This is a genomic window from Micromonospora parva, from assembly GCF_000718515.1.
Taxonomy (GTDB): Bacteria; Actinomycetota; Actinomycetes; order Mycobacteriales; family Micromonosporaceae; genus Micromonospora; species Micromonospora parva.
Window position 1 is genome coordinate 113,340 of the sequence record NZ_JNZS01000011.1, and the last position, 17,026, is coordinate 130,365.

Sequence of the window (17,026 nt, forward strand, 5' to 3'; positions counted from 1 at the left end):
ACGGTAGCTAGGCCGGGAAGTCCTCTGTGAAAAACTGCATCCACCGATGCGTGAAGGTGTCCGGCCACCCCGCCAACCGCGCACTGACGTGCGCGCGCAGCCCCCGCGATCCCCAGCCCGCCCCGCCCCGACCCGCGCCCGCCCCGGCCCGCGCCCGCCCCCCGGCCCGCCGACTCGTCAAGATCGTGCTCGATCCTTGATGTAGTGGTGTCACGGCGGTGGGAGACCACTAGATCCCTGTTGCAGCGCGATCATGGCGTGCGGTGTCGCCGTGTCGCACGTGGTGCGCAGCAGTGCGGCGCGGGGTGGCAGGGGGCGGGGCGGGGCGCAGGGCTAGTGGGCTGCGGCGGGCTCGACCAGTTCGACGAGGACGCCGCCGGCGTCCTTCGGGTGGACGAAGTTGATCCGGCTGTCCGCAGTGCCGCGCCTCGGGGCGTCGTAGAGAAGCCGCATGCCGCGCTCGCGCAGTGCCGCGCAGGCCGCGTCGATGTCCACCACGGTGTACGCGACCTGCTGCACGCCCGGCCCGTTGCGGTCCAGGAACTTCGCGATCGTCGACTCCGGGGTGAGCGGGGCGAGCAACTGCACGCAGCCGCCCTCGGTGGTCGGCCCGACGGCCAGCATCGCTTCCCGGACGCCCTGCTCGGCGTTGGTCTCCACGTGTACGCAGCGCATCCCGAACGTCCGCTGGTAGAAGTCGATCGCGGCGTCCAGGTCGGCCACGGCTATCCCGACGTGGTCAATCTTGCGAAGCCCGATGTCTGTGACGTAGTCCGCACCGGGCTCGACGGGGGAGTTCTCTGCCATGGCGCTAGTCTGGCCGAACAATCGTTAAGGCGTACAGCTCGGCACCCCCCTCGGAGGCAGGCATGGCTTCGGTGATCGTCAGCGGCGCGCGGACCCCGATGGGCCGGCTGCTGGGCAACCTCAAGGACCTTCCCGCCACCAAGCTCGGCGGGATCGCCATCAAGGCGGCGCTGGAGCGGGCCGGCGTCAGCCCGGACCAGGTCCAGTACGTGATCATGGGGCAGGTGTTGCAGGCCGGCGCCGGTCAGATCCCGGCCCGGCAGGCGGCGGTCGAGGCCGGCGTACCGATGTCGGTGCCGGCGCTGACCATCAACAAGGTCTGCCTCTCCGGCCTGGACGCGATCGCCCTGGCCGACCAGCTGATCCGGGCTGGCGAGTTCGACATCGTGGTGGCCGGCGGCATGGAGTCGATGACCAACGCCCCGCACCTGCTGATGGGCCAGCGCACCGGCTACAAGTACGGCGACGTGGTGGTCAAGGACCACATGGCGCACGACGGGCTCAGCGACGCCTGGGACTGCTGCTCGATGGGCGAGTCGACCGAGCGGCTCGGCGTCAAGCACGGCATCTCCCGCACGGAGCAGGACGCCTTCGCCGCCGCCAGCCACCAGCGGGCCGCCGCCGCGCAGAAGAACGGCCACTTCGCCGACGAGATCACCCCGGTGGTCATCCCGCAGCGCAAGGGTGACCCGCTGGTGATCAGCGAGGACGAGGGCATCCGCCCGGACACCACCGTCGAGTCGCTGGCCAAGCTGCGCCCCGCCTTCGCGAAGGACGGCACCATCACCGCGGGCAGCTCGTCGCCGATCTCCGACGGCGCCGCCGCGGTGCTCGTCATGAGCAAGGCCAAGGCGAAGGAGCTGGGGCTGACCTGGCTGGCCGAGATCGGCGCGCACGGCAACGTGGCGGGCCCGGACAACTCCCTGCACTCGCAGCCGTCCAACGCGATCAACCACGCCCTGAAGAAGGGCGGCCTGAGCGTCGCGGACCTGGACCTCATCGAGATCAACGAGGCGTTCGCCCAGGTCGGCATCCAGTCCACCCGGGACCTCGGGATCAGCCCGGACAAGGTGAACGTCAACGGTGGCGCGATCGCGCTCGGCCACCCGATCGGCATGTCCGGCGCGCGTCTCGTCCTCACCCTCGCCCTGGAGCTGAAGCGGCGCGGTGGCGGCACCGGCGCGGCGGCGCTCTGCGGCGGCGGTGGGCAGGGCGACGCGCTGATCATCCACGTGCCGGGCCAGTGAGCGGAGCGGCCGAGCCCGTCCCGGCGGCGGGCAGCACGTCGGTGCGCCGTAGTCGGGACGTACCGCTGCTGGTCGAGCGGGCCCGCGCGGGTGACCCCCGCGCGGTGGCCCGCCTGATCACCCTGGTGGAGAACGGCGACGAGCTGCTCCCGGCGATCGCCGCGGCGCTGGCGCCGTACGCGGGGCAGGCGCAGGTGGTCGGGCTGACCGGTTCACCCGGGGTGGGCAAGTCGACCACCACGAACGAGCTGGTCCGGGCGCTGCGGGCGCAGGGGCACCGGGTTGGTGTGCTGGCGGTCGACCCGTCCAGCCCGTTCACGGGTGGGGCGATCCTCGGTGACCGGGTGCGGATGCAGGACCACGCCACCGATCCGGGCGTCTACATCCGGTCGATGTCCAGTCGGGGACACCTCGGCGGGTTGGCAGCGGCGACGCCGCAGGCGGTCCGGGTGCTGGAGGGCGCCGGCTGCGACGTGGTGCTGGTGGAGACCGTCGGCGTCGGGCAGGCCGAGGTGGAGGTCGCCTCGCTGGCCGACACGACGCTGGTGCTGCTCGCACCGGGGATGGGTGACGCGATCCAGGCGGTCAAGGCCGGCATCCTGGAGATCGCCGACGTGTTCGTGGTCAACAAGGCGGACCGGGACGGCGTCGACGCCACCGTCCGGGACATCCAGGGCATGATCGCTCTCGGTGAGCGCGGCCCGGGGCAGTGGCGGCCGCAGGTGGTCCGGTCGGTCGCCGCGCGCGGCGAGGGCATCGACGACATCGCCGCCGCCATCGACAAGCACCGGGGCTGGCTGGTCGAGCACGGCGAGCTGCGCCGCCGCCAGGAGGCGCGGGCCGCCGCCGAGATCGAGGCGATCGCGCTCGGCACCCTCCGCGCCCGGATCGGGTCCCTTCGCGACGGTACGCAGTTGTCCACTCTCGCCGCCCGGGTGGCCGAGGGCGCGACCGACCCGTACACGGCGGCGGACGAGTTGCTCGCCCAGCTCGCCCGCTGACCGGCAGGCGCGCCGGCACCGAGCGCCCGGACGCGAAGCTGGCTCCGGTTTTAGTAGGCTCGCGGCGCGTGGCCGGCGGTCGGCCGCCGCGCGGCGGGCTGACGAGACGGTCGGTCCACATCGCACCGGGACCAGGGGAGATGTGATCATGACGGACGCGGTGGAGAACGCCGGTGCGGTGTCGCCCGCGACGGGCGCGGCCCGGGGTGCCACGTCGGTTTCCGACGAGGTCGTGGAGAAGATCGCCGGTGCGGCCGCTCGTACCGTGCCCGGTGTCGCCGATCTCGGTGGTGACGTGTCCCGGTTCTTCAACAGCGTGTTGGACAAGGTCGGCCTGGACCAGGTGGGCGACGCTCGGCGGGGCGTGTCGGCCGACGTGAAGGGCGGCTCCGTCGTCATCAACGTGGTCCTGGTGATCGACGCCGGGCACGTCGTGACCGACGTGACCGAGGCGGTGCGGGCCGCGGTGATCGAGGCGGTGGAGAAGTACGGCCTCACTGTCACCCAGGTCAACGTCACTGTGGACGACATCGAGCTGAACCAGCCCGGGGCGACTGCCGGGGCCTGAGGCGTACCTGCCCGGCGGCCGGTGACGGCTGGTGGGCCGTCCGTTGACCATCCACCGGGGACAGCCCGGGGCCGCACCGTCGCAGTAGGCTCGCACCGCCCACCGTCGTCGGAGGGCAGGACGTGCCCCCAGACGCGGTGGTGCGAGGAGCAGGGAGCGACTGTGGACCTGGAAGCAACGCAGAAGCTGACCAGGGCGTCGGTGCCGGCCGGTGGCACGACCCAGGTCGCGGACGAGGTGATCGAGAAGATCGCCGTCGCGGCTGCCCGCGCGGTGCCCGGCGTGGCCGACCTGGGCGGGGACGTGGCCCGGTTCTTCAACGCGGTTCTCGACCGGGTCGGGCTGGACCAGGTGGGTGACGCCCGGCGGGGTTGCTCGGCCCATGTGACAGGGGACGCCGCCGTGGTCAACCTGGTGTTGGTGATCGAGGCAGGTCGGCCGGTGCCGGAGATCACCGGTCAGGTACGCGCCCAGGTGACCGAGGCGGTCGAGGCGTACGGGCTGCGGGTGGACGAGGTCAACATCCGGGTCGACGACGTGGCGATGGGCGGGTCCGTGGGGTCGCCGACGGTCTGAGTCGGGTTGCGGCCGTCCCGTGCGGCGGGGTGTTACTTGCCGGTACGACACGACTTAGCGATCGTTCAGGTGGGGGCCTTACACTCGACGTGCAGTCGAGGACCCGAGGAGGAGCCCTGCTCATGGACGCCGACGAGATCGACGCCGGCCGGGCGCGCTGGCAGGCCCGGTACGACGCCGCGCGCAAGCGGGACGCGGACTTCACCACGCTCTCCGGGATGCCGGTGGAGCCCGTCTACGGGCCACCCGAGGGCAGCGCGTACCCGGGCTTCGAACGGATCGGCTGGCCGGGCGAGTACCCGTACACCAGGGGTCTGTATCCGACCGGCTACCGCGGGCGGACCTGGACGATCCGGCAGTTCGCCGGCTTCGGCAACGCCCAGCAGACCAACGAGCGTTACAAGATGATCCTGGGCGCCGGTGGCGGCGGCCTGTCGGTCGCGTTCGACATGCCGACGCTGATGGGCCGCGACTCGGACGACCCGCAGGCGCTCGGCGAGGTCGGCCACTGCGGCGTGGCCATCGACACCGCCACCGACATGCAGGCACTCTTCGACGGCATCGACCTGTCCGGCGTCACCACCTCGATGACCATCTCCGGCCCGGCCGTGCCGGTGTTCTGCATGTACCTGGTCGCCGCCGAGCGGCAGGGTGCCGACCTGTCCAAGCTGGACGGCACCCTGCAGACGGACATCTTCAAGGAGTACATCGCGCAGAAGGAGTGGCTCTTCGACCCGGAGCCGCACCTGCGCCTGATCGGCGACCTGATGGAGTACTGCGCCCGGGAGATCCCGCGCTACAAGCCGCTGTCGGTCTCCGGCTACCACATCCGCGAGGCCGGCTCGACCGCCGCGCAGGAGTTGGCGTACACCCTGGCGGACGGCTTCGGCTACGTCGAGCTGGGCCTGTCGCGCGGGCTGGACGTGAACGTCTTCGCCCCGGGGCTGAGCTTCTTCTTCGACTCGCACCTCGACTTCTTCGAGGAGATCGCCAAGTTCCGGGCCGCCCGCCGGATCTGGGCCCGCTGGCTGCGTGACGTGTACGGCGCGACCAGTGAGAAGGCCCTGTGGCTGCGGTTCCACACGCAGACCGCCGGGGTGTCGCTGACCGCCCAGCAGCCGGTCAACAACGTGGTACGCACCGCCGTCGAGGCGCTCGCGGCGGTGCTCGGCGGCACGAACTCGCTGCACACCAACGCGCTGGACGAGACCCTGGCGCTGCCCACCGACGAGTCCGCCGAGATCGCCCTGCGTACCCAGCAGGTGCTGATGGAGGAGACCGGTGTGGTCAACGTGGCCGACCCGCTCGGCGGCTCCTGGTACGTCGAGGCGCTGACCGACAAGATCGAGGCCGAGGCGGAGGAGATCTTCGCCCGGATCCGGCAGCTCGGCGGGGACGGGCCGCACCAGATCGGTCCGATGACCTCGGGCATCCTGCGCGGCATCGAGGACGGCTGGTTCACCGGGCACATCGCCGAGTCGGCCTTCGTCTACCAGCAGGCCCTCGAAAAGGGCGACAAGAAGATCGTCGGGGTCAACTGCCACACCGGCACCGTCGCCAAGGAGCTGGAGATCCTGCGCATCTCGCACGAGGTGGAGCTGGAGCAGCGTCGGGTGCTCGCCGAGCGCAAGAGCGCGCGGGACGAGTCGGCGGTCCGCGCGGCGGTGACCCGGATGATCGAGGCGAGCCGTACCGACGAGAACATGATCCCCGCCATGCTCGACGCGGTCCGCGCCGAGGCGACGTTGGGCGAGATCTGCGACGCCCTGCGCGCCGAGTGGGGCACCTACCGAGAGCCAGCACGCTTCTAACCCTCCCTCCCTCCCTCACCCGCGTCGATCTTGCGGTTTCGGTGCCGTCATAAGGCGTGAATGTGGCGTATCGGCGACAGAATGTGCAAGATCGCGGGGGTGAGGGCGGGGTGCGGGTGGGGGCGTGAGAGTTGCAACGTCGGGGTTGCGGGTGAGCTGAGATCGGGGGCTCACGTGCGAGACTAGGTAACCATGAGCGACCCACGGATCACCTCGTCGATCTTCACCCGCGGCGCGGTCGACCTCAGCACGCTGCGTGGCCCCGCACCAGCAGGTACCCGCCCCGGCACGCCCCCTCAGGGCGGCCCGTCCAACGGCACACCCGGTGCGCCCTCCGCTGGCGGTGACACCGCCATCGTGGACGTCACCGAGGCGACCATCCAGTCCGACGTGCTCGAACGCTCGATGACCACGCCCGTCGTCGTGTTCTTCGGCGCGGCCGGCTTCCCGGAGAGCGACGAGTTCGCCCCGGTCCTGGAGCGGCTGAACGCCGAGGGTGGCGGCGCCTGGGTGCTGGCCCGGGTCGACGTGCAGGAAAATCCCCGAATCGCCCAGATGTTCCGGGTGCAGGGCATTCCCATGGTCTACGCGGTCGTCGGTGGTCAGCCGGTCGACGCCTTCTCCGGAGTGGTGCCCGAGCCGCAGTTGCGGCAGTGGATCCAGGCCGTGCTCAAGGCCGGCGGCGTGACAGTCGCCGAGCCGGAGGACCCGCGCCTCGACGAGGCCGACGACGCGTTGATGAGCGGCGATCTGGACGCCGCCGAGCAGGCGTACCGCAAGATCCTCGCCGACGCCCCGGCGGACGCCGCCGCCACCGCGGGACTGGCCCAGGTCGGGGTGGCCCGGCGGGTGGCCGGCGCCGACCCGTCCGCCGCGCTGGCCGCCGCCGAGAGCGCCCCCGACGATGTCGCCGCCCAACTGCTGGCCGCCGACATCGAGGTGCTCAGCGGCCTGGCCGAGCAGGCGTACGCGCGGCTCGTCGCCCTGGTCCGGCGCACCGCCGGTGAGGATCGTGAGACGGCCCGCCAGCACCTGGTCTCGCTCTTCTCGATCGCCGGCCCGGACGATCCGGCGGTCGCCTCGGCGCGTCGGGCCCTCGCCAGCGCCCTGTTCTGAGTTCGTAGCACGCCAGCGCGGGCCGGCGTTCCGGCCGGCCCGCCCGACCACCGAGGACGGGAGCTCATGATGCGCCGGATCGCCGTCCTCGACGCGCCGACAAATCTCGGTCTACGGCCGCCGACGCCCACGTCGGTCCCGGGTTGCGCCAAGGCGCCCGGGGCGCTGCGCGACCACGACCTGCTGGCCCGGCTCCGGGCCCGCGACGCCGGCTGCGTCACCCCCGCCCGGTACGACCCGGGCGACTGGCGGCCCGGCGACGGGGTGTGTCACGCCCGCGAGATCGCCGACTACTCGCTGGCCCTCGCCGAACGCATCGGCTCGATCATCGACCGGGGCGAGTTCCCGGTGGTGCTGGGCGGCGACTGCTCCGTGCTGCTCGGCTCGGCCCTGGCCATGCACCGCCTCGGTGAGGCCGTCGGCGGGCGGATCGGGCTGGTCTTCGTCGACGGGCACTCCGACTTCCGGCACCCCGGCAACGCTTCCTACGTCGGTGCCGCCGCCGGTGAGGACCTGGCCCTGGTCACTGGGCGGGGGCAGGCGGACCTGGCCGCGCTGGAGGGTCGTCGGCCCTACTTCCGCGACATCGACGTGGTGGTGCTCGGCATCCGCGCCCAGGACGAGTACCGGCTCGACCTCCAGGCCGCCGGGATCACCACCCGACCGGTGCCGGCACTGCGGGCCGAAGGCGCCGCCCGGACGGCCCAGTGGGCGCACGAGCAGCTCGCCGACTGCGCGGGCTACTGGGTGCACATCGACGTGGACGTGCTCGACCCGGCGGTGATGCCCGCCGTGGACGCCCCCGACCCGGGTGGGATCGCCTTCGCCGAACTGGAGATCCTGCTCGCCGGCCTGGTCGACACCCCGCACTGCCTCGGCGTGGAGCTGACCGTCTTCGACCCCGACTACGACCCGGACGGCTCGTACGCGGCCGAGATCGTCAACACGGTGGTCGCCGGTCTGGCGCCGGTGACCGCCCCGGAAGCGGTGCCGCCCCGACTGCTGTCGGCCCGGCCGACGCCCAGCCCTCGGCGCACCAGCGACCGGGTGGAGCGGGTTGGCGGCATGGAGCGGCGGGACGGTGCCGAGCGGCTTGGCGGCGTGGCGCGGCTGGATGATGCCAAGCGGGTTGATGGCGTGGCGCGGCTGGATGGTGACGGACGGTCCGGTGCAGCGGGGCGGCTGGACGGTGCTGCGCGGCCGGACGGGCTTGACGCCGTGGATCTTGCCGGCGGCGATGGCCCCGGTGGGGGACTGGCTGATGCCGACCGCGACGGCGCTGTCGATTCGGCGCAACCTGGCCTGCTCGGGCACCCGAAGGCCGAGCCGTCGGGAGTAGTGCCGGCGATGATCCCGGCTGCGGTCGAGCGCGAGCCGGTCGGCCCGCCCGCATCGGCGGGTCCGGGCCTGCTCCGGCGACCCGCTCAGCCCGCCGAGGACGCTCCGCGTCCGAGTTCAGCTACCGAGAACAGCGCAGATCTGCACAAAGCCGATACTGCTTGACCCGAACGCGGGTCGTGGGCGGATGATCGACTCGGGTTTCTTGAAGTTGGGGCATCCGGCCGCGCCGGATAGCGCGCTTTCCTGAAACCCGAGTGGATCAAGGCTGGCGGGCCCGCCCGAAGGCGCGGTGTCCGGGCGCTTCGCCGCCCCGGGGCTTGGTCGGCTCTGCGCCGCGCCCGCAGTCGTGGTCGGCCTTGCGTCGCGCCCCGGGGCTTGGTCGGCTCTGCGCCGCGCCCGCAGGCGTGGTCGGCCTTGCGTCGCGCCCCGGGGCGTGGCAGTCCGGGTCAGCTGGTGGGCAGGGCGCGGAGGAAGCGCTCGGCGATCGGGACGGCCGAAGCGGTGCTGGCCCCGCCCTTCTCCACGAAGACGGCGAACGCCACGTCACCCCGCCAGCCGACGAACCAGGCGTGGGTGTGGGCCGGGTTGTCGTCGTACTCGGCGGTGCCGGTCTTGCCGTACACCTCGCCCGGCACATCCTTGAGCGCGCTGCCGGTGCCGGTGGTGACCACCTCGCGCATCATCGTGCGCAGCGCCGCGACGGACTCTGGCTTGAGTTGCTCACCCGCCGGAGCCGGCTTGGCCGGCGCCGGGTCGATCAGCAGCTTCGGCTGCTCGAAGTGGCCGCGGGCGACGGCGGCGGTGGCGCCGGCCATGGCCAGCGGGCTGACCAACGTGGTGCCCTGCCCGAACGACGCCGCGGCCTGCTCGGCCGGGCTGCCGCCCGTGGAGACCTTGCCGGTGAAGGCGTCCGTGCCGAGGTCCCACTGACCCTCCAGGCCCAGCGTGCGGCCGGCGGCGGCCAGCCCGTCGCCGCCGAGCTTCGGCGCCAGCGCGGCGAACGCCGTGTTGCAGGACTTGGCGAAGTCGGTGCGGAACGGCACCGAGCCCAGCTCGAAGTTGTCGGAGTTCTTGAAGGACCGACCGTCAACGGTGAAGGCCTTCGGGCACGCCACCGGCCCGTCCAGGGTGACCGCGCCCCGGTCCAGCAGGCCCAGCGTGCTGACCATCTTGAACGTGGAACCCGGCGGCACCTGGGCGTTGAAGGCCAGGTTCTCCCCGGCCGGGCCGGGGCCGTTCGCCGCGGCGAGCACGGCACCGTCGCTGACCCGGAGCGCCACCAGGGCGGACCGGCGTGCTTCGCCGCGCAGTGCCCCGTCGGCAGCGTTCTGGACGGCGACGTCCAACGTGGTCTTCAGCGCCTGCCCGGGCTGCGGCTCCCGGCGGAACAGTTCGGTGCCGGTGGGTTCGAGTTTGCCGCCCTCAGCCGGACGCTCGACCACCACTGTCAGCCCGGGGCCGCCGCGCAGTCGTTCGTCGTAGCGGCCCTGCAGCCCGCCGTGCCCCACCAGGTCGCCGACGACGTACCGGTCGGGGTGCGCGGCGATGTCGTCGGCCTGCGCCGGGTCGACGGTGCCGAGCAGCGCGCGGGCGAACTCGCGGGTGGGCGCCAGGTCGATCTTGTCGGAGATGAACTTGGTGCCGGGCAGGTCGTAGATCCGGGGCTTGATCTGCCGGTACGCCTCCTCGCGAAGCGACACCACCTCGACGAAGGCACCCGGCTCCGCCTCGGCCACCCGGGTGGGCAGGTCGGCCAGGTCGACGCCGGGGACCAGCGCCGGACGGATGGCCTTGAACGCCGCGTCGAGGTCCTTGACGAGCTTCTTGATGTCGGCGACCCCGTTGGGCTGCACACCCACCCGGACCACCGGGCGCGGGGTCACGAGCGGCTGCCCGGCATTGTCCAGCACGGCGGCGCGGGCACCGGTGTCGCGGCGCAGCGCCAACCGGTCACCCTTGGCGAGCCGCTCGTGCACCACGGTCGGCTCCCAGATCACCTGCCACTGGTCGTCACCGCCGTGGGCGAGCCGCACCTCCCGGTCGTACGCCCAGCGGGTCTGGCCGGGCAGGGTCCACTCCACCTGCACCGTCGTGGTGGCGATGTCCTTCGTGATCTTCGGCTCGCCGCGTCGCGTCAGGGTGGGCGGGGTGGCCGCCAGCTCGCCGGAGAGGTCCTTGATCTCGCGGGCCACGTCGGCCGACGGCAGTTTCGAGCCCAGCGGGTCGATCATGCCGACCGACTGGAGGTCGCCGCTGCGCCAGCCCGCGAGGAAGGCGTCAACGGTGCGCTGCGGCCCGTCGTCACCGGAGCAACCGACCAGGACGCCCGCCGCGAGCAGCGCCGTGCTGACCGCAGTGGCCAGGCGGCGAGCGTGGTTCGGCCGGTGGGGCCGGGGGTACGACAAGGTCATGAAGCTGGTCCTTCCGATCTCGGACTGCCCTCGCACGGTAGTACGTGAACGACGTCCCCAACGTCCCCCAGGTGTTCGGCCGCGCTCAAAGATGGGCCGCACCCGTGTGATGAACATCGCGTGGCGGGGTATCCCGCAGCCGGCCAACCTCGGACCCGCAACGGGTGAAAGGACAAAGTCCCGATCCGGACGTCTGGCCAGTGGTCCGCCGACGAAGGCGCAGAACGGCAGGGCCTAGGCTGGGCGGCAGAGTGACCCACAACGCGGTGGGTCGAGGGGAGTGGCACCGATGGACCGGCGTCCGGCGATCAAACCGGAACCCGACCTCCGGCAGGATGACTCCGGCCGGGACGATGACAGCTTCGATTCGGCGACCGACGGGGACGGCTACGGCCGGCTCGACACGGGCGTCACCGGGCTGACCGGGTCGAGCATCGACACCATCTACGATCTGGGCCTGCCGACCGAGGCGTTGGCCGACGACGTGGAGGACGCGGAGCTCGACGAACCCGTTCCCAACGCGGAGCGCCTGGTGGCCCAGGCCGTCGCGCTCGCGGGGGACGATCACGACGCGGCGACACTTGTCGGCCGTTTCTGGCGGTTCGCCCCGGACGAGGAGCTGGTCGGCTTCACGGCGGAGGAAATGCTCGACGCGGCCCGGGCGCACCGGGACCTCGCCCAGCAACGGGTGCCCGGCGAGTTGAAGCTGCGGATCCACGAACCGCACGCGGACCAGCACCACACGGTCGTCGAGATCGTCACGGACGACATGCCGTTCCTGGTCGACTCGGTGACGGCGCTGCTCAACTCGTACCACCTCGACGTGCACCTGCTGGTGCACCCGCTGGTGGTGGTGCGGCGCGAGCCGCTCGGCCGGCTCACCGAGGTCTCCGCCGATGTGGAGCCGGACGACGCGATCGCCGGCGACATCATCGAGAGCTGGATGCGGATCGAGATCGACCCGGTCCGGGACGCGGCCGAGCGGGACCGGTTGCGCCGCGAGTTGCAGCGGGTGCTCACCGACGTGCGGGAGGCGGTGGAGGACTGGCCGAAGATGCGTCAGCGGGCCCTCGCGCTCGCCGACGAGCTGGCCTCGGCCCGTACCTCCGACAACCGCCCACCGGTGCCGGAGAAGGACATCACCGACTCGGTGGAGCTGCTGCGGTGGCTCGCCCACGACCACTTCACCTTCCTCGGCTACCGCGAGTACCGGCTGGTGGACGCCGACGGCGGCGATACCGACAGCAAGGCGTTGGAGGCGGTGCTCGGCACCGGTCTGGGCATCCTGCGCTCCGATTCGCCGGAGGCGCGGTCGCTGTCCTCGATGACGCCCGAGGCGCACGAGAAGGTGCTGGAAAAGCGCCTGCTCATCATCACCAAGGCCAACTCCCGGGCCACCGTGCACCGCTCGGCGTACCTGGACTACATCGGCTTCAAGATCTTCAACTCCGCCGGTGACGTGATCGGTGAGCGGCGTTTCCTGGGCCTGTTCTCGACTGCCGCCTACCGGACCAGCGTCCGCGAGTTGCCGGTGGTGCGCCGCAAGGTGGCCGAGGTGCTGGACCGCTCCGGCCTGAGCCAGCGCAGCCACTCGGGCAAGGATCTGATCCAGATCCTGGAGACGTACCCGCGCGACGAGCTGTTCCAGATCAAGACCGACGATCTGTACCACGCGGTGATCGGCGTGCTGCGGATGGCCGGTCGCCGGCAGCTGCGGGTGTTCCTGCGTCGCGACGCGTACGGGAGGTTCATCTCCTGCCTGATCTACCTGCCCCGGGACCGGTTCACCACCCAGAACCGGCTGCGCATGCAGGACATCCTGCTGCGCGAGCTGAACGGTGTCGGGGTGGACTACACCACCCGGGTCACCGAGTCGATGCTGGCGCGGGTGCACTTCATCGTCCGTACCGACCCGACGCGGCCGCCCGGCGACATCGACGCCGACCTGCTGGCCGAGGAGTTGGCCGACGCCACCCGACTGTGGGACGACGACTACCGGTTGGTGCTGGAGCGCAAGCTCGGCGACGAGCAGGCCAAGCACCTGTTCACCCGGTACGCCGACGCGTTCCCGGAGGGCTACAAGGACGGGCACACGCCGTACGAGGCGATGAAGGACCTGGCGAAGCTGGAGCTGCTGGAGGAGCCCGGCCAGCTGGAGATGCACCTGTTCCGCAAGCAGTTGGCGCCCCGACCCGGCACCCGGGTGCCGGGTGCGGACCTGGCCGAGGCGATGGACGTCCGGTTCAAGGTCTACCGGTACGGCGAGCCGATGATGCTCTCCGCCGTGCTCCCGGTGCTGCACTCGCTCGGTGTGCGGGTGGTCGACGAGCACCCGTACGAGGTGGACCGGATCGACGGTCGCGTCTACCTGTACGACTTCGGGCTCATGCTGCCCGAGGGGCATCAGGAACTGGCCGAGGTGCGCCCGCACGTGGAGAACGCCTTCGCGGCGGCCTGGCGCGGCGAGGCCGAGGTGGACCGGTTCAATGAGCTGGTGCTGCGCGGGGGGCTGACCTGGCGGCAGGTGGTGGTGCTACGGGCGTACGCGAAGTACCTGCGGCAGGCCGGCACGGTCTTCTCGCAGGACTACATGGAGCAGACCTTCATCGCGTACCCGAAGCTCGCCGCGTTGCTGGTGGAGCTCTTCGAGACCCGGTTCGCGCCGGGGGAGCAGACCACCGAGCAGCGCCGGCAGCGCAGCGGTGAGCTGGTGGAGACGATCCGGGGCGCGCTGGACGACGTGGCGAGCCTCGACCAGGATCGGATCCTGCGCTCGTACCTGACGCTGATCGAGGCGACCCTGCGGACCAGCTTCTACCAGAAGCGCGCCGACGGGCGGCCGAAGGCGTACGTGGCGTTCAAGCTCGACCCGCAGGCCATTCCGGACCTGCCCGCGCCGCGACCGAAGTTCGAGATCTTCGTCTACTCGCCGCGGTTCGAGGGTGTGCACCTGCGGTTCGGGCCGGTGGCCCGGGGCGGGTTGCGCTGGTCCGACCGTCGGGAGGACTTCCGGACCGAGGTGCTGGGCCTGGTCAAGGCGCAGATGGTGAAGAACACGGTGATCGTGCCGGTGGGCGCCAAGGGCGGCTTCGTGTTGAAGCAGAAGCCGGGTGACCGGGACGAGGCGGTCGCCTGCTACCAGGAGTTCGTCGGCGCGATGCTGGACGTCACCGACAACATCGTCAGCGGGCAGATCGTGCCGCCCGAGGACGTGGTCCGGCACGACGAGGACGACCCGTACCTGGTGGTGGCGGCCGACAAGGGCACCGCCACGTTCTCGGACATCGCCAACGAGATCTCCAAGAACCACAACTTCTGGATGGGCGACGCGTTCGCGTCCGGTGGTTCCGCCGGCTACGACCACAAGAAGATGGGCATCACCGCCCGGGGCGCCTGGGAGTCGGTCAAGCGGCACTTCCGGGAGCTGGGCCTGGACACTCAGACCCAGGACTTCACAGTGGTCGGCGTCGGCGACATGTCCGGTGACGTGTTCGGCAACGGGATGCTGCTCTCCGAGCACATCCGGCTGGTGGCCGCCTTCGACCACCGGCACATCTTCCTCGACCCGGCCCCGGACGCCGCCACCTCGTACGCGGAGCGTCGGCGGCTGTTCGACCTGCCCCGGTCGTCCTGGGAGGACTACAACACGGAGCTGATCTCGGAGGGTGGTGGCATCTTCCCGCGTACCGCGAAGTCCATCCCGATCACGCCGCAGGTCCGGGCGGTGATCGGCCTGGACGACGACGTCACGCAGATGTCGCCGCAGGACCTGATGAAGGCGATCCTCACCGCCCCGGTGGACCTGTTCTGGAACGGCGGCATCGGCACCTACGTCAAGGCCTCCAGCCAGACCAACGCCGAGGTGGGCGACAAGTCCAACGACGCGATCCGGGTGGACGGGCGCAACCTGCGCTGCCGGGTGGCGGGCGAGGGCGGCAACCTGGGCTGGACCCAGCTCGGCCGGATCGAGTACGCGTTGACCGGTGGCCGGATCTACACGGACTTCATCGACAACGCGGCCGGGGTGGACACCTCCGACCACGAGGTGAACATCAAGATCCTGCTCAACACGGCGGTGGCCGACGGCGAGCTGACCACTGCCGAGCGGGACGAGCTGCTGGCCGGGATGACCGACGAGGTTGCCGAGCTGGTGCTGCGGGACAACTACGACCAGGCGCGGGCGATCAACAACGCCCAGGCCCAGGCCGCCTCGCTGCTCCCGGTGCACCGTCGGATGATCAACGAGTTGGAGCGGTCGGGCGGGTTGGACCGGGCCCTGGAGGCGCTGCCGCCGGACGAGGAACTGGCGGTCCGCAGCGAGTCCGGGCTGACCGCGCCGGAGTTCGCGGTGCTGCTCGCGTACGTGAAGATCGTTTTGGAGCGGGAGATCCTCACCGAGGGTCTGGCCGACGAGGAGTGGACGACCGACGTCCTGGTCAACTACTTCCCGACGCCGATGCGCGAGCGGTTCGCCGACCGGATGGGCCGGCACCGGCTGCGCCGGGACATCGTCACCACAGTGCTGGTCAACGAGGCGATCAACCGGGGTGGCATCTCGTTCATCTTCCGGGTGGTCGAGGAGACGGCGGCCAGCGCGGCGGATGTGATCCGGGCGTACGTGGTGGTCAGCGAGGTGTTCGGCCTGCGCGACCTGTGGGACGCGGTCGAGGCGCTGGACAACAAGGTGGCGCCGGAGCTGCAGACCAGCGTCTACCTGGACACCCGCCGGCTGCTCGACCGGGCGGTGCGGTGGTTGGTCTCCAACCGGCGCTCGCCGATCGACGTGCCGGCCGAGATCGCCCGACTGCGGGACGGGGTCACCCGGCTGCTGCCCGGGCTGGAGGAGCTGTTCTACGGCAACGAGCGCCAGGGCATCGCCGCCCACATGGACTCGATGACCGAGCGTGGGCTGCCCCGCGAACTGGCGGAGCGGGCGACCCGGCTGATGTACAGCTTCGGCCTGATGGACGTGGTGGAGACCGCGAACGCCAGCGGGCGGGACGTCAGCGAGGTGGCCTCGGTCTACTTCGTGCTGTCCGACCTGTTCCGGGTGGACTCGCTGCTGTCGAAGATCTCCCTGCTGCCGCGGGAGGACCGCTGGCAGACGCTGGCCCGGATGGCGCTGCGGTACGACCTGTACGCCGCGTTGGCCGCGCTCACCGCGGAGGTGCTCGACTCCACCCCGGGTGACCTGCCGCCGCACGAGCGGGTGCAGCAGTGGGAGCAGTCGAACGCCACGTCCATCCACCGGGCCCGACGGGCGATGGGAGAGTTCGACGAGTCGCGGGCGGATCTCGCCGCGCTGTCGGTGCTGCTGCGTCAGATCCGCACCCTGGTGCGGACCTCCGCCGCCGCCTGAGTCAGGTACGCCGGACGCGGTCCGGCCGGTCGGGAACCCCCGACCGGCCGGACCGCGTTTCGCCTCGTCGTGGGTCACGCCGCCAGGGTGGCGAAGACGACGATGTTGTCGGGGTAGCTCTTCGCAGCCTGGTCGAACTGGCCGCCGCAGGTGACCACCCGCAGGCCGGGCCGGTCGCTCGGTCCGTACACCAGCTCGGTGGGGAAGGCCGTCTTCGGGTACGACGTCACCGAGTCGACAGTGAAGCTGGCCGGAACGCCGTCGGCGCGGCGCACGGTGATGGTGTCGCCGGGGGTGAGAGCGCCGAGGTCGAAGAAGACGGCCGGGCCGAGCACCGCCGAGTCCACGTGCCCGACGATGACAGCGTTACCCGTCTCGCCCGGGCTCGCGCCCGGCTCGTACCACCCGGCCTGGTCGGCCTTGTCCAACGGCGGGACCTGGACGGTGCCGTCCGGGTTGGTGCCCAACGACATGATCGTCGCGTCGACACCGATCCGGGGGATCTCGATGCTGGTCGGCGCCGACCGGGCCAGCCCTGCCGGCGAGTCCCCGATCGGCTGCCCGTCGACCGGCGGGGCGTCGTCGGCGGTGCTCGCCGGCCCGGTGGTCTGCGGGGCGGCCTGGGCCAACGGCTGCGGCGGTCGGGGGGCGGGTGTGTCCTTCAGACTGGCGCCGATCATGCCGGCGCCGATCATGGCCATGGTGACGACGACGGCCGTGCCGGCGGCACGCCACGGTTTCCCGCGACGGCCGCCGGCCGGTGTCGTCGTCACGTCAGACGAGCGAACC

General features: G+C 71.4%; 10 protein-coding genes and 1 pseudogene. 8 read left to right on the plus strand and 3 right to left on the minus strand.

Annotated elements, in window-relative coordinates; all coding sequences use genetic code 11:
• Positions 1-333: 333 nt before the first annotated feature.
• Complete coding sequence (gene mce / locus IF22_RS0117395; protein ID WP_030333235.1) at positions 334-807, minus strand: methylmalonyl-CoA epimerase; 474 nt, start codon at positions 805-807, stop codon at positions 334-336.
• A 62-nt stretch (positions 808-869) separates the two neighbouring features.
• On the opposite strand from mce, the gene IF22_RS0117400 reads away from it, so the two are divergent.
• The 7 genes and pseudogenes from IF22_RS0117400 to IF22_RS33130 all read left to right on the plus strand — a co-directional run.
• Positions 870-2,054: an acetyl-CoA C-acetyltransferase gene (locus tag IF22_RS0117400; protein WP_030333237.1), complete on the plus strand. Its 1,185-nt coding sequence runs from the start codon at positions 870-872 to the stop codon at positions 2,052-2,054.
• Entirely contained in the window at positions 2,051-3,055 is a 1,005-nt protein-coding gene (meaB, locus tag IF22_RS0117405) for a methylmalonyl Co-A mutase-associated GTPase MeaB (RefSeq protein ID WP_030333239.1), read from the plus strand. Before IF22_RS0117400 ends, meaB begins: the two co-directional genes overlap by 4 nt.
• Positions 3,056-3,203: 148 nt before the next feature.
• Entirely contained in the window at positions 3,204-3,623 is a 420-nt protein-coding gene (locus tag IF22_RS0117410) for an Asp23/Gls24 family envelope stress response protein (protein WP_030333240.1), read from the plus strand.
• A 162-nt stretch (positions 3,624-3,785) separates the two neighbouring features.
• Positions 3,786-4,199 (plus strand): Asp23/Gls24 family envelope stress response protein, encoded by a 414-nt coding sequence (locus IF22_RS0117415; RefSeq protein ID WP_030333243.1) that lies wholly within the window; start codon positions 3,786-3,788, stop codon positions 4,197-4,199.
• A 122-nt stretch (positions 4,200-4,321) separates the two neighbouring features.
• Entirely contained in the window at positions 4,322-6,010 is a 1,689-nt protein-coding gene (gene icmA / locus IF22_RS0117420; RefSeq protein ID WP_030333245.1) for a coenzyme B12-dependent isobutyryl-CoA mutase large subunit, read from the plus strand.
• 192 nt (positions 6,011-6,202) lie between these two features.
• Positions 6,203-7,126, plus strand: a complete 924-nt coding sequence (locus IF22_RS0117425; RefSeq protein WP_030333248.1) for a tetratricopeptide repeat protein — start codon at positions 6,203-6,205, stop codon at positions 7,124-7,126.
• 66 nt (positions 7,127-7,192) lie between these two features.
• Positions 7,193-8,218: pseudogene (locus IF22_RS33130) on the plus strand (arginase family protein); the annotation flags it as partial.
• A 695-nt stretch (positions 8,219-8,913) separates the two neighbouring features.
• Here the strand turns inward: IF22_RS33130 and IF22_RS0117435 are convergent.
• On the minus strand, positions 8,914-10,878 hold the full coding sequence (locus IF22_RS0117435) for a penicillin-binding transpeptidase domain-containing protein (RefSeq protein WP_030333252.1): 1,965 nt from the start codon (positions 10,876-10,878) through the stop codon (positions 8,914-8,916).
• 289 nt (positions 10,879-11,167) lie between these two features.
• Between IF22_RS0117435 and IF22_RS0117440 the strand changes: the two genes are divergently transcribed.
• Positions 11,168-16,237, plus strand: a complete 5,070-nt coding sequence (locus IF22_RS0117440) for an NAD-glutamate dehydrogenase (RefSeq protein WP_030333254.1) — start codon at positions 11,168-11,170, stop codon at positions 16,235-16,237.
• Positions 16,238-16,311: 74 nt separating this feature from the next.
• Here the strand turns inward: IF22_RS0117440 and IF22_RS0117445 are convergent, their stop codons facing one another.
• Positions 16,312-17,010 carry a class F sortase gene (locus IF22_RS0117445; RefSeq protein WP_030333256.1) on the minus strand — a complete coding sequence of 233 codons (699 nt, stop codon included), beginning with the start codon at positions 17,008-17,010 and terminating at the stop codon, positions 16,312-16,314.
• Positions 17,011-17,026: the final 16 nt, after the last annotated feature.

Bases quoted from the DNA above. Each gene is read 5' to 3' on its own strand.
- IF22_RS0117410 (WP_030333240.1), top strand. From the start codon at position 3,204: ATGACGGACGCGGTGGAGAACGCCGGTGCGGTGTCGCCCGCGACGGGC.
- icmA (WP_030333245.1), top strand. From the start codon at position 4,322: ATGGACGCCGACGAGATCGACGCCGGCCGGGCGCGCTGGCAGGCCCGG.
- IF22_RS0117425 (WP_030333248.1), top strand. From the start codon at position 6,203: ATGAGCGACCCACGGATCACCTCGTCGATCTTCACCCGCGGCGCGGTC.
- IF22_RS0117440 (WP_030333254.1), top strand. From the start codon at position 11,168: ATGGACCGGCGTCCGGCGATCAAACCGGAACCCGACCTCCGGCAGGAT.
- mce (WP_030333235.1), bottom strand. From the start codon at position 807: ATGGCAGAGAACTCCCCCGTCGAGCCCGGTGCGGACTACGTCACAGAC.
- IF22_RS0117435 (WP_030333252.1), bottom strand. From the start codon at position 10,878: ATGACCTTGTCGTACCCCCGGCCCCACCGGCCGAACCACGCTCGCCGC.
- IF22_RS0117400 (WP_030333237.1), top strand. From the start codon at position 870: ATGGCTTCGGTGATCGTCAGCGGCGCGCGGACCCCGATGGGCCGGCTG.